Below are 12325 nucleotides of genomic sequence, written 5' to 3'. Positions count from 1 at the left end.
AGCTAAGTGGTTTAAACCATCTACTCGTGAGTGTTCAGGCCGGTTCTAGCCGGTTGGAACGCTCACGAGTCAGGAGCAGTGCCGTCGCGATCGCCGCGACGCCCTCGCCTCGGCCGGTCAGGCCGAGTCCGTCCGACGTCGTGCCGGAGACGCTGACCGGGCCGCCGACGGCCTCGCTGAGCACACGTTGGGCCTCTTCGCGGCGGGTGCCGATGCGGGGCGCGTTGCCGACGATCTGCACGGTCGCGTTGCCGACCCGCCAACCGGCGGCTTCGAGCAGGCCCCGGACCTCGGCGAGCATCTCGGCGCCGTGGGCGCCCACCATGCGCGGGTCGCCGGTGCCGAAGACCGAGCCGAGGTCGCCGAGCCCGGCGGCGGAGAGCAGCGCGTCACACAGCGCGTGTGCCGCGACGTCGCCGTCGGAGTGCCCGGCGCAGCCGTCGACGCCGGGCCACTCGAGGCCCGCCATCCAGCACACCCGACCTGGCTCGATCGGGTGAACATCGACGCCGTTACCGACTCTCACAGGCTTTTCTCGTCTTCCTTCGCCGCCAGGACGGCGTCGGCCAGCACTAGGCCGAACGGGGTGGTGACGCGCATCGCGTTGGGATGGCCTTCGACGACCCGCATTTCGAGGGTGGTGAGGTCCACTTCGCCGGTTTCGACGGCGGCCCGCAGCGCGGCAGGTGTGAAGCCGAGCGGGGTCTGAGCGGTTCGCAGGAGCTCGCGGTCTTGAGTGGCGACAATCACGCCGGTTTCGTCGACGAGCTTCACGGTGTCTGCCATCGGCAGGACGGGGACGACCGCGGGCGCCCCGGCGCGGACGGCGTCGACGACGGTCCGGACCACCGACGGCGGCGTGAACGCCCGGTCGCCGTCGTGGACCAGAGCGACATCAAAGGCGGCAACGGTGATTTCGGGAATTTCGGTGGCTTCGATCGCAAGCCAGAGGGATGCTGCTTCCACCACCCGGCAGGCGTCGCCGCGTGCGCCGAGCTCCCGCAGCGCGGCGGTGAACATGACAGCGCGCCGCGGGGGAGCCACCACGACCACCAGATCCACGTATCCGGCGTCGAGCAGCCCCCGCACGGCGTGCGTCAGGAGCGTTTGACCATGTACCGGTGAAAGTACGTCGAGCTCACCAGGGGCACGATCGGCAGCGGTAACGAACGCGACGACGTTCATCGTCGTGGACGAATCCCTTTCCCGGGGTCAGACCGCCGCGGTTTCCAGAACCTCGTCGAGGAGGACTCCAGCCTTGTCCTCGTCTGTTCCTTCGGCGAGTGCGAGTTCGCTGACCAGGATCTGCCGAGCCTTGGCCAGCATGCGCTTCTCGCCCGCGGACAGGCCGCGGTCCTTCTCTCGCCGCCAAAGGTCGCGCACCACTTCAGCCACCTTGTTCACATCGCCGGAGGCGAGTTTCTCGAGGTTGGCCTTGTACCGACGAGACCAGTTCGTGGGCTCTTCGGTGTGGGGAGCACGCAGTACGTCGAAAACCTTGTCCAGTCCTTCTTGCCCGACCACGTCACGAACGCCTACGATCTCAGCGTTGTCAGCGGGCACTCGAACCGTGAGATCCCCTTGCGCGACTTTGAGGACGAGGTACTTCTTTTCCTCGCCCTTGATCACGCGGGTTTCGATGGCCTCGATGAGTGCGGCACCGTGGTGCGGGTAGACGACGGTCTCTCCGACCTTGAAAACCATGTGTCCTCTGCCCCTTTCGCTAACGCCATCTTAGCACGACGCGCGCGGGGGCACCTACCGGCCCGGATCCGTCGTCGCAGGTCAGCGGCCCTTTGTCACGGCGGACGGGGGTTGACAAACGTGCGTTTCCCATGCTCATGCAGGTGACGGCAAACTGGTTCGCGAATAATCGCAAATCCACTATGGACGGTGGATCTCGCGTTGATCTTCGCCGGGCCCGGCCTGGGGCGGCGCGCCCAACCCACACCAGGTTCTCCCGTGGGCGAGGCGCCCGGCTAGTCTTCGCGGTGTTGAGGCGACAAGCTGGGAAGGACTCGGACGTGAGGCTGCAGAATCGTCGCGTGCTCGGCTCTACCGGGATGGTCGCGCTGACCGCTGGAGCAGCACTGCTGCTCGCCGGTTGCGGGGCAGGCCAGATCACTCAGACGGCCACCCAGCAGCCCGCGGTGAACGGCGCGTATGCGCAGGTCAAGACCCTGGTGCTGCGAGATGCCGCGCTGGAGTTCCCGCCGACCGGGCAGGCTTACACGGCCGGTTCCCCGGCGTCGCTGACACTGCGGATCATCAACCAGGGCGCCCAGGACGACGAGCTGCTCTCGGTGTCCTCCCCGGCCGCCGATAGCGCCACCGTGACCGGCTCCAACGTGATCGTCGCCGGGCACACGCTCGTCATCGGCCCGGTGGACCAGCCCGAGGCGACCGGTGACTCGAACGCGCCGGTGGCACCGTCGACCACTCTGGCTGCGCCGTCGACCACGCCGACCACCCCGGGCACCGGCACGTCGTCCTCGTCCTCGGACAGCTCGTCCGCGACTTCTCCTTCTTCTTCTCCGGCGTCGTCGATCAGCGCCGCGCCGATCACCGTCGGCAAGGCCACGGTCGTGCTGCAGGGGCTCAAGCAGGCGGTGTGGTCCGGTCAGACGATCAACGTCGTCTTCACCTTCCGCGACGCCGGCCCGGTCACCGTGGCCATGCCGATCGCCGCGCCGACCGCCGCGGCTTCGTAAGCGGGAATTGTCGGACCTCGCGGCTAGCCTCTGCTGGTGGTCAAAAAGGTGCTTTCCTCGTACCGCTGCGGCGAGTGCGGGTACGAGGCGGCCAAGTGGGTCGGTCGCTGTCCCGAGTGCCAGGCCTGGGGAACGCTCGAGGAACGCGGTGACTCCCGCCCGGCGATAGCCAGGGTGGCGGCCGGGGCGCCTTCGTCGCCCGCCAGGCCGATCGGCGAGGTCGACATCGAGACGGCCCGCGCGAAGGCGACGGGTGTATCCGAGCTGGACAGGGTGCTCGGCGGCGGGCTGGTCCCCGGCGCGGTGATCCTGCTGGCCGGCGAGCCGGGGGTCGGCAAGTCGACGTTGCTGCTCGAAGTCGCCTATCAGTGGGCCCTGACGACCAGTCGGTCGCTGTATGTGACAGGCGAGGAGTCCGCGGGGCAGGTTCGGCTGCGCGCCGAGCGCACCGGCAACGTCCATGACGACATGTACTTGGCCGCGGAGAGCGACCTCGCGTCCATTTTCGGCCACGTCGACGCCGTCCAGCCCGGGGTGCTGATCGTCGATTCCGTGCAGACCATGGCTTCACCATTGGTCGAGGGCGCGCCCGGCGGGGTCACGCAGGTACGTGCGGTGGCCGCGGGCCTGATCGCGATGGCCAAGGAGCGCGGGCTGCCGGTCGTGCTGGTCGGGCACGTGACGAAGGACGGCTCGGTCGCCGGGCCGCGGGTGCTGGAGCACCTGGTCGATGTCGTGCTGCAGTTCGAGGGGGACAAGCACTCGACGTTGAGGCTGCTTCGTGGGGTGAAGAACCGCTTCGGCGCCGCCGACGAGATCGGCTGTTTCGAGCTACGGGAGGACGGCATCGTTGGGGTGCCGGATCCGTCCGGGCTGTTCATGAGCCGGACCAGCGAGCCGGTGTCCGGCACGGCGATCACCGTCGCCGTCGAGGGGAAGCGGCCATTGCTCGGCGAGGTGCAGGCGCTCGTCGCGCAGTCGAACATGCCCCAGCCGCGGCGCGCGGTCAGCGGACTGGACTCGGCGCGGGTCGGCATGGTGCTCGCGGTGCTGGAGAAGCGCGGCGGACTGAAGCTCGGCGACAAGGACGTCTACACAGCCACGGTCGGCGGCATGAAGATCACGGAGCCCGCGATCGACCTGGCCGTGGTGCTTGCGATCGCGTCTTCGGTCGAGGACCTCCCGTTGTCGCCGCGCTTGGTGTCCGTCGGCGAGGTCGGCTTGGCCGGCGAGATCCGGCGCGTCGCCGGCGTCGGCAGGCGGCTGGCCGAGGCGCAACGGCTCGGCTTCACCCACGCCCTCGTCCCACCGGATTCCGGCAAGCTCCCCGACGGCATCCGCGTCCTCGAAGTCGGCGACGTCGCCAGCGCCCTCACCGCCGCCAACTACGCCCGCTGAGTTCGCGAGTCCCACGTTCGCGACGCCGAGTCCCACGTTCAAGCATGGGGAATCGCACTTTCGTCGTAGGCCATTCAGGGATGGCTGGTGCAATAGTTATCGAATTTCGTGACGATTCCGGTGTCTGGCGGTGATTACCCGCCGGCCACCACTGGGGAAGGATCTGTCATGCGTGGAAGAAAACTCCTGACGGTCGCGGCCGTCTTGATGGCCGGCTTGCTCGCTTTACCAGGCCTGGCGCAGGCCTCGCCCAAGGTCGTGGCGCCCGCGCCGGCCTTCGTCAACGCGCTCGCCGCGCCGGCCAAGGTCGACGGAAACCTCAAACCCAACGCTGTGCTCGGCATCTCGTACCAGGTTCAGGTGACGAGCTACTGGTGTGGCCCCGCGGCGACGCGGATCGCGATGTCCGCGCGGACGTCCAACCTGCCGAGTCAGTCCACTTTGGCCTCTCAGCTCGGCACCACGACCAACGGCACCGACTACATCGGACAGGTCACCGGCGTACTCAACAGCGACCTAGGAACCGGTTGGTACGAAACGAAGAACATGCCCAACGACCCGCCGACGCAAGCCCAGCGCGACTTGTTGTGGCGGGACATCACCCTCGACGTCAACAATGGTTACGCGATCGTCGCGAACATCGTCGCCCCGGCCAACAACCACCCGCCGGGTTACCCGAACTACACGATTTACCACTACTTCACCGTGATCGGGTACGACAGCTCCGACATGACCGTCAAGATCGCGGACCCGGCGAACTTCGGCGGCAACCAGATCTACTGGCTCACCTTCAACCAGCTCGCGACCCTGATCCCGCCGAAGGGGTACTCGGCTTAGGTGCCGGTCAGATCGCCGGTGGTCTGACTAAGTTCCTCGAAGGCTCGGCGGCCGGTCGGAAGATCATCGACGCCGCCGGTGAGCTCGTCCAGAAGCTCAAGAGTGCTTGCGGTGCCAACAGCTTCACGCCGGACACACCGGTGTTGATGGCAGACGGGTCGTGGACACCGATCAAGAACGTCGCCATCGGTGTGGCCGTACTCGTGCACAACGTCAACTGCGTCGACGCCATGCTTGACAACGCGTCCGAGGACAAAGTGCTCAATGTGCACGTAGCGGGCGGAAAATCCATCGACGAGACAAAGGGAGTATTCGACGCTGGGAGCGATTTGGACGCGCTGGTGGACAAGGCCAACAAATGTGACTGCCGTGGCCCCAACCAGAACGGAAACTTCGAACGTCTTGTGGATGCGGGAAGGCCTGTTGGGAATGTTTCAAGGAGCATTGGCGGTCTGCCAACCAACTGGTACATGCTGGTGCAGGATAAATACGGCGGCATCATGACGATGTATCCGATTCCCAAGCCCATCGCGGTGCCGAAATAGGCGCGAGAGGCTAGAATCCAGGGAACCGAGTTGCAGCAGAGGGGCGCGTTGTGGGTATCTCCGTTTACTTGAGGAACCAGGTCCACGCGCAGACGTACGCGGGAACCGAGGTCTCGTTGCAGTTCGAGCGGGTGGTTGCCCAAGCCCAGCAGGATGAGCTCCTGGCCGGTGTCCACCCGCACGCGGACACGATGTTCAACGTCGCGCAGCTGTCCAAGATATCCGAGGAACTGACGACAGTTCAAGAAAGGTGTCCGGAACTGGCGGATGACATTGCCGCGCTGCGGGTGATCTTCGAGACCATTGAACGTCAACGCGGGTATCTCTGGGTTCTCGGGGACTGACCGGAAAAGCCGAAAGCGGCGCTGGGGCCGTCTTCGTTACTGGGGTTGTACGGAAGAGAAAGAACAGGTGTATCCGTCATGTCAAGAAACAGACACCCTCGGGATCACCTGGACCGACAGCTGGCTGATCCTGCCGGACCGCGACTTCGTCTTCAAGATCTTCGACACCGTCGACGACGTGAAGAGCCCGCTGGTCAAGGCCGCCGCGTTGCAGGCTTACCGTGACGGCGCCGCGGCGTCCACACTGTTCGTCCGCACCAGCGTCTTCGATCTCGACAAACGCGACAAGGACAACTACGCGCTGGCGAAGCTCGAACGCGACCAGGCTCGGAAGCTGAAGCAGTCCGCGTCGGCGCTGATGGCGATGCCGGTCACCGACCAGCAGCTCGACCTCGGCTACCGCGACTTCATCTACGACCTCTACCGCTTCATCACCGGCTACCCGAAGGCGAAGGCCGCTGCGCTCGACGCGTTCGGCGCGGGGGAGCCGGACCAGAAGATCTTCCTCAGCAACGGTCTGCTCGCCGCCAAGCGGCAGGACCAGCAGGACGCCATCGCGGCCGACCAGGCCAAGAGTGAGGAAGAGAAGGCGCGTATCGCCGCCCGCAACGCGCGGGCGAACGCGGCCACGGTCGTCCTGCTGACGACCACGGACGCCATGCTCGACCTGCCGGACGACTTCTTCATCCGCAAGCTGCTGGAGAAGGCCACCCCGGGCAGCGAGGTCGCCACGGCCGCGCAGACCGCGTTGAACAGCACCAACCCGGCTGACTGGAAGGCTTACATCGCCACCGGGATCTTCGCCGCCGACAAGCGCGACGTCGACATCGCGAAGGCCAAGAAGGCTGCCGAGGACCGCCGGATCACCGGTGAGATCAAGGCGAAGGCCGAGCACGGGCTCATGCGCCCGCGTCTCGCCGCTGCCGCTGCGGCCGCACTCGCCGGCTCCAACGACGACGTCGCGGCGTTCCTGAAGGACGGTCAGTACGCCGTCTCCGAGCAGTCCATCCGGGCCACGACGCCGGGGCTCAAGGCCTGGTACGTCAGCAGCGCGGGCGGCACCGCGTGGATCACCCCCGGCGACGCCGGCACCAGTGGTACCGTCGCGCTCGCCTCCGCGACCTGGAAGGTCGACGACGGACTCGCCGACCCGAACTGCTTCTCGCTCGAGTCGGCCCAGTTCGCGGGCAGCTACCTACGCCAGAGCGGTCTCCACGTGGCGCTCGACGCGAACGATGGCACCGCGCAGTTCAAGAACGACGCCACGTGGTGCGCGCACGCCGGCAACAACGGCGGCGGGGTCTCGCTCGAGTCGAAGGCCCAGCCCGGCCGGTTCCTGCGCCACTACGGTGCTCAGGTCTACGCGGCGAACAACTCCGAGCAGAACGTGTTCGACGCCGACCGACTGTACAAAGAGGACTCGACGTGGACGGTCGCCGACCCGAACCCGAAGGTCTCGACGGCGATCATCTCGCGCTGGTACAACGACGACGCGTTCCGCGCGTTCGTCGGCAACCCGAAGGCCGACGAGGTCTATGACGCCAACGGTGTCAACGGCTCGCCGGTGCGGTACCGCGACTTCGACAACGCGCGCGTCTACTGGAGCGCGGCCACCGACGTGCACTCGGTCTGGGGTCCGATCCTGGACAAGTACAAGTCCGTCGGCGAGTACAGGTGGCTGCTGCCGACCCAGGACTCGACCGGTGCGCCGGACGGGATCGGCTCGTTCAACCACTTCCAGAGCGGTGCGTCCATCTACTACAGCCCGACGACCGGCGCGCACCTGGTCTACGGCGCGATCTGCGGGCGCTGGGAGGAGCTGGGCTGGGAGAAGTCCTACCTCGGCTACCCGACAGCGGACGAGGCCCCGGCGGGCAACCTCCGGCGGAGCACGTTCCAGCACGGCAACATCGACCACGACCCGGCCACCGGCCGGACCTGGGACTACCGCGTCTAGCCGATAAGCCAGAGCGTCCGGCAACGCGGGGGGTGTGAAACTCCCACCTTGGGAATCTCGTCTTACTATGGGTAAGCATGTGGTCTCGAGGGGTGAGTGGTGATGGGTGAGCCGAACCTGCCCGCGCGGCAGTTGGGGCGGGCGCTCCGGCGGCTGCGGGAGCAGGTCGGGCTCACCCAGGACGAGGCTGGGAACAGTCTGCGTTTCAGCAAGAGCAAGATGTCGCGGATCGAAGGCGGGTACCTGCCCGACTACCACGGCTTCCGCGCGCTGCTCGACCGCTACGGGCTCATCGTGTCGGACTGGGACGAGTACATCGCCGCGTACGACCGTGCCAAGCAACGCGGCTGGTGGTTCCACTACGGCGTCGACAACCGGGGCTTCCTGCCGATCGAGGCCGAGGCGAGCCTGGTGCGGGAGTTCCAGTTCGGATACGTACCCGGGCTCTTGCAGACCGAGGCCTACATGCGCGAGGTCTTCACGTCCGACCGTCGGCCGTTGGCGGGGCAGAAGTTGGAAAACGCCGTCGCGGTTCGACTGCGAAGGCAACGTCGATTGGTCGAAGAACCGATCTTGCGGCTTCACGTGATCGTCGACGAAGGTGCGTTGTGCAGAGCAGTACTCACAGGTGAGGCACACCAGGAGCAGTTGCGGCACCTCGTGAACCAGTCGAGCCTGCAGAACGTGACTATTCAGGTGGTAGCGGAGTCGATCGGTGCCTACCCAGGGCAATTCGGAAACTTGATCGTTGCGTCGTTCCCCGATGACGAAGAACCGGATGTTGCCTACGTCGAGCATGTCTTCGGATCCGTTCACGTCGAGAAGGAGGCAGAGGTTTCCGCTGCTAGAATGGCCTTCAAGGATCTCGCTGATCGGGCACTGGATCAGGCCGACTCGATCGCGTTGATCGAGCGGCTCTGACTGGAGGAATTTGATGTCCACTGTGGACCTTTCCGGAGCGCGGTGGATCAAGAGCAGCTACAGCGGCAGTGGCGAAGGCAGCGCTTGTGTCGAGGTCGCCTTCGTAGCTCCGGCTGTTGCGGTGCGGGACTCCAAAAGCCCTGCTGCGGGCGCGCTGCTGATGTCGCCGTCCTCGTGGTCCGGGCTACTCGCCGCCTGCCGGTGACCGTTTCGGAGCACCCCGAGCACTGGTCATTGCTGGACGAGCCGCTCGTTCTGGACAGCCTGAGGTTCGACTTCGCAGTGACTTTCGTCGTCGGAATCAACGCGGACAGGCTGGAACTCCGTGTCGAGGAGTCCCTGGTTCTCACCGATCCGGCCGGTGACAGGCATGAGGTCGATCCGGAGGGGGATCCAGCGCTCCTTGCGCCGTTGCTGCGGCTGCTTCGGCTCGACGTCAAGCGGTTGGACGCCTTCAAGGACGGACGTCTCGAGCTGGAGTTCGTCACCGGCGACCTGGTCACGGTGGCTCCGTCGCGGAAGTACGAGGCTTGGGGCATCGTCGGCGAAGGCGGTCGGCGTTTCATGTCCGTTCCCGGCGGAGAGTTGGCCGTCTGGTGACGTTTCTGGTCCGGCTGGACCGTCCGACGCGCGCGGTCGGCGTCGGTGTCGACCCGAAGTGGGAGTGGGACTTCTCCCTCTGTTCGCAGCTCGCGACCGACTTAGCCGCGTCACTCGCGCTCGTGTCGCCCGAGGTTTTCTGGGGGAAGCGACATGCGAGTCTGGGTCGACACGGTAGGCGTCATCAGCTGGGTGGCTGCCTACATCCTCGGCGTGTACGTCGTCGAGCAGTTTGGGCGCAGCCGATGGAGGCACGTCGTTCCGTTCGCGGCTTTGCCGGTCGGGTTCGTGGCCTACGTCGTCATCGCCTGGACCCTCGGCCGCTGGGGTGCGCTGGGTGTGGGACTCGCGCTGCTGGGCGTGGGACTCGCCGGGCTCAATGTGGGACTCGCGCGGCGGAAGCAGCCTGGTGAGCGTTGCGGCCGGTTACAACCGGCCGCAACGCCCACAAGCTGTTAGCCCGCCAGCAGGTTGGCGCAGCGGATCAGACCGATGTGCGAGTACGCCTGCGGGTGGTTGCCCAGCGAGCGCTCGGCGATCGGGTCGTACTGCTCCGGCAGCAGGCCGGTTGGGCCTGCGGCGTTGACGAGCTGGTCGAACAGCTCCTGCGCCTCGTTGCGACGCCCGGTGAGCAGGTACGCCTCGATCAGCCACGCCGCGCAGATGTGGAACCCGCCTTCGCCGCCGGGCAGGCCGTCGTCACGCCGGTAGCGATACACCGTCGAGCCGCTGCGCAGCTCGGCTTCGATCGCCGTGACCGTCGACTGGAACCTGTCGTCGCTCGGGTCGATCAGGCCGGTGAGCCCGACGAACAGCGACGCCGCGTCGAGATCGGTGCCGTCGTACGCCGTGGTGAACGCCTGGACCTCGTCGTTCCAGCCGTGCTCGAGCACGTCGGCCTTGATCTCGTCGCGCAGTTCGGTCCAGCCGGCGGGGATCTCCCGGTGGTAGACCTCGCCGAGCGTGACGGCCCGGTCCAGCGTCACCCAGCACATCACGCGCGAGTACACCCGGTGGCGCGGCACGTGCCGCTCTTCCCAGATGCCGTGGTCCGCCTCGAACCAGCGACGAGAAACGGCCTCGGCCATCGCGCGCACCATCTGCCAGTCGGCGTCGTGCAGCTCCCCTCGCGCCTCGGCGAGGGTCTTGACCAGCTCGACGACCGGGCCGAACACGTCCAGCTGCACCTGGTGGTTCGCCAGGTTGCCGACGCGCACCGGCCGCGAACCCGCGTACCCGGGCAGCGACTCGATCACCGCTTCGGCGCCGATCACACTGCCGGACAACGTATACAGCGGGTGAAGCCGCTCCGGGCCGGCGAGTGTGGCGAGCACCCCGTGCAGCCAGCGCAGATAACCCTCTGCCTCGCTGATCGACCCGAGGTGCGCCAGCTCGCGCACGGTCATCGCCGCGTCGCGGATCCAGCAGTAGCGGTAGTCCCAGTTGCGGACGCCGCCGATGTCCTCGGGCAGCGACGACGTCGCCGCCGCGAGCACGCCGCCGGTGTCGGTGTTGACGAGTCCGCGCAGGGTCAGCGCCGAGCGCGCGACGAGCTCCGTTGCCACCGACGGCAGCTTCAACGTCGTCGCCCAGTTGCTCCAGTACACCCCAGCGCGCGCTCGCCGATCCACTTCGGACAGCTCGTGCTCGTTGAGATCCGTTGTCCCGCAACGTAGTTCCAGCACGACTGGCTTATCGGGCGTCGGCTGGACGAGCGCGTGCGCGGTGTCGTTCAGACCGTCGTTCTTGATCTCCCAGTCGACACCGGGCGCGCGCAGCACGAACGGCTCCGACGTGCCGAGCACGCGCAGGCCGTCGCCGTCCGGCTCCAGCCGCACCGGCACGCCGCCGAACTCCGGCCGCGGCGCGAACACCACGTCCGCGGCGGCCTCGCCGGAGATCACGCGCACCAGATCGGTGCGGTGCGGCGGGCTTTCCGGCTCGATGTAGTCGGTGACGAGCAGCCTCGACCAGCGGGTCTCGACCGTCATCGTGTTCGGCAGGTACCGCTGGCCCAGCGGCAGGCCGTTGCGGTGCGGTTTGATGGAGAAGTGGCCCGCGCCGATGCCGCCGAGCAGGTCGGCGAACACCGCCGGCGCGTCCGCGCCGGGATGGCACATCCAGGTCAGCCGGGCGTCCGGGGTCAGCAGCGCGACAGACCGCTCGTTGGCCAGCATGGACAGCCGCTCGATGGGCGGAGCCTGCTCGCCGTAGAGCCAGGCGCGCCGCTCTTCGAGGATGAACGCGAGGACCAGCGCGACGTCGATGGTGTCCGGAACCCGGTACTCGGCAAGGGTTTCCCCTTCGCCGACCTTGACGCCGAGGTCCGGTCCGGACAGCCGGGCGAACGCCTTCTCGTCGGTGACGTCGTCGCCGAGGAAGATCGCCGCGGTCGCGCCGGCCTGGTGGCGCAGGGTGTCGAGCGCGTTCCCCTTGTCCGTCTGGACCACGGCGAGCTCGACCACCTCCTTGCCGTCGGTGGTCGACACGCCTTCCCAAGTAGACGGTCCATTATGGACGTCGGCGAGGACCTTGCGGCCGGCCGCGTGCTCGGCGCGCCGGACGTGCACCGCGATGCTCGCCGGCTTGACCTCGAGGGACACCCCGGGGACGTCGAGGACGAGCTGTTCCAGCTCGGCTTCGAGCTTGCGGTGCAGCTTTCTCGCGTCCTCGTCGAGCGCGTGGATGAACCCGATGTCGAATTCGGAGCCGTGGCTCCCGACCAGGTTCACTTCGGACGGAAGTCTGGACAGGGTGGCCAGGTCGCGCAGCGCGCGCCCGGAGATCACCGCCGTCGTGGTCTCGTGCAGGCCCGCTAGGGACCTCAGTGCGCCTACCGATTCGGGGAGCGGGCGGGCTTCGTCCGGGTTCGCCGTGATCGGGGCCAGCGTGCCGTCGTAGTCGCAAGCGACCAGCAGCCGTGGCGTCCTGGCGATCTGAACGATCGCGCGCCGCAGCTCGGCGGGCAATGCCTCGGCGGTCAACACTCCTCCTCAGGAGCCGATTGCAGCA

The 12325-nt window shown here is 67.0% G+C and carries 14 protein-coding genes; 10 read left to right on the top strand and 4 right to left on the bottom strand.

Translation table 11 applies throughout. The features are described 5' to 3' along the window. Positions 1-34: 34 nt before the first annotated feature. From ispF to JWQ81_RS23370, 3 genes are read right to left on the bottom strand one after another with little or no spacing between them, the layout of a single operon-like run. On the bottom strand, positions 35-526 hold the full coding sequence (gene ispF / locus JWQ81_RS23380; RefSeq protein ID WP_297544638.1) for a 2-C-methyl-D-erythritol 2,4-cyclodiphosphate synthase: 492 nt from the start codon (positions 524-526) through the stop codon (positions 35-37). Further along, entirely contained in the window at positions 523-1185 is a 663-nt protein-coding gene (locus tag JWQ81_RS23375) for a 2-C-methyl-D-erythritol 4-phosphate cytidylyltransferase (RefSeq protein ID WP_297544637.1), read from the bottom strand. Before JWQ81_RS23375 ends, ispF begins: the two co-directional genes overlap by 4 nt. A gap of 27 nt (positions 1186-1212) precedes the next feature. Further along, positions 1213-1704, bottom strand: coding sequence for a CarD family transcriptional regulator (locus JWQ81_RS23370; protein ID WP_297544636.1), 492 nt, complete (start codon positions 1702-1704; stop codon positions 1213-1215). A 320-nt stretch (positions 1705-2024) separates the two neighbouring features. On the opposite strand from JWQ81_RS23370, the gene JWQ81_RS23365 reads away from it, so the two are divergent. The 10 genes from JWQ81_RS23365 to JWQ81_RS23320 all read left to right on the top strand — a co-directional run bounded on the left by JWQ81_RS23365 (position 2025) and on the right by JWQ81_RS23320 (position 9772). Next, positions 2025-2711 carry a hypothetical protein gene (locus JWQ81_RS23365; protein WP_297544635.1) on the top strand — a complete coding sequence of 229 codons (687 nt, stop codon included), beginning with the start codon at positions 2025-2027 and terminating at the stop codon, positions 2709-2711. A 36-nt stretch (positions 2712-2747) separates the two neighbouring features. Next, on the top strand, positions 2748-4109 hold the full coding sequence (gene radA / locus JWQ81_RS23360) for a DNA repair protein RadA (protein ID WP_297544634.1): 1362 nt from the start codon (positions 2748-2750) through the stop codon (positions 4107-4109). A gap of 168 nt (positions 4110-4277) precedes the next feature. Then, the gene (locus tag JWQ81_RS23355) at positions 4278-4946 is read left to right on the top strand and encodes a C39 family peptidase (RefSeq protein ID WP_297544633.1); all 669 of its coding nucleotides are present in this window, start codon (positions 4278-4280) and stop codon (positions 4944-4946) included. Between the two features lie 146 nt (positions 4947-5092). Beyond that, complete coding sequence (locus JWQ81_RS23350; RefSeq protein WP_297544632.1) at positions 5093-5491, top strand: hypothetical protein; 399 nt, start codon at positions 5093-5095, stop codon at positions 5489-5491. A gap of 50 nt (positions 5492-5541) precedes the next feature. Beyond that, positions 5542-5835, top strand: a complete 294-nt coding sequence (locus JWQ81_RS23345; RefSeq protein WP_297544631.1) for a hypothetical protein — start codon at positions 5542-5544, stop codon at positions 5833-5835. A gap of 67 nt (positions 5836-5902) precedes the next feature. Further along, positions 5903-7792, top strand: coding sequence for an AbfB domain-containing protein (locus tag JWQ81_RS23340; protein WP_297544630.1), 1890 nt, complete (start codon positions 5903-5905; stop codon positions 7790-7792). Positions 7793-7894: 102 nt separating this feature from the next. Beyond that, a complete protein-coding gene (locus JWQ81_RS23335; RefSeq protein WP_297544629.1) occupies positions 7895-8713 on the top strand; it encodes a helix-turn-helix transcriptional regulator in 819 nt (272 codons plus the stop codon). 13 nt (positions 8714-8726) lie between these two features. Continuing rightward, positions 8727-8918: a DUF397 domain-containing protein gene (locus tag JWQ81_RS23330; RefSeq protein ID WP_297544628.1), complete on the top strand. Its 192-nt coding sequence runs from the start codon at positions 8727-8729 to the stop codon at positions 8916-8918. Further along, positions 8915-9313, top strand: a complete 399-nt coding sequence (locus JWQ81_RS23325; RefSeq protein ID WP_297544627.1) for a DUF6188 family protein — start codon at positions 8915-8917, stop codon at positions 9311-9313. The genes JWQ81_RS23330 and JWQ81_RS23325 overlap by 4 nt, the downstream gene beginning before the upstream one ends. A gap of 153 nt (positions 9314-9466) precedes the next feature. Further along, positions 9467-9772 (top strand): hypothetical protein, encoded by a 306-nt coding sequence (locus tag JWQ81_RS23320; RefSeq protein ID WP_297544626.1) that lies wholly within the window; start codon positions 9467-9469, stop codon positions 9770-9772. On the opposite strand, the gene otsB is transcribed toward JWQ81_RS23320, so the two are convergent. Further along, positions 9769-12300 carry a trehalose-phosphatase gene (otsB, locus tag JWQ81_RS23315; RefSeq protein ID WP_297544625.1) on the bottom strand — a complete coding sequence of 844 codons (2532 nt, stop codon included), beginning with the start codon at positions 12298-12300 and terminating at the stop codon, positions 9769-9771. The genes JWQ81_RS23320 and otsB overlap by 4 nt on opposite strands. Positions 12301-12325: the final 25 nt, after the last annotated feature.

The sequence above is a fragment of the Amycolatopsis sp. genome (genome assembly GCF_025464955.1).
GTDB lineage: Bacteria > Actinomycetota > Actinomycetes > Mycobacteriales > Pseudonocardiaceae > Amycolatopsis.
Note: the sequence above shows the minus strand (reverse complement) of the source record. Positions and strands in the feature narration are given on the sequence as shown.

Bases quoted from the DNA above. Each gene is read 5' to 3' on its own strand.
- JWQ81_RS23330 (WP_297544628.1), top strand. From the start codon at position 8,727: ATGTCCACTGTGGACCTTTCCGGAGCGCGGTGGATCAAGAGCAGCTAC.
- JWQ81_RS23320 (WP_297544626.1), top strand. From the start codon at position 9,467: ATGCGAGTCTGGGTCGACACGGTAGGCGTCATCAGCTGGGTGGCTGCC.
- JWQ81_RS23355 (WP_297544633.1), top strand. From the start codon at position 4,278: ATGCGTGGAAGAAAACTCCTGACGGTCGCGGCCGTCTTGATGGCCGGC.
- JWQ81_RS23375 (WP_297544637.1), bottom strand. From the start codon at position 1,185: ATGAACGTCGTCGCGTTCGTTACCGCTGCCGATCGTGCCCCTGGTGAG.
- JWQ81_RS23335 (WP_297544629.1), top strand. From the start codon at position 7,895: ATGGGTGAGCCGAACCTGCCCGCGCGGCAGTTGGGGCGGGCGCTCCGG.
- JWQ81_RS23370 (WP_297544636.1), bottom strand. From the start codon at position 1,704: ATGGTTTTCAAGGTCGGAGAGACCGTCGTCTACCCGCACCACGGTGCC.
- JWQ81_RS23350 (WP_297544632.1), top strand. From the start codon at position 5,093: ATGGCAGACGGGTCGTGGACACCGATCAAGAACGTCGCCATCGGTGTG.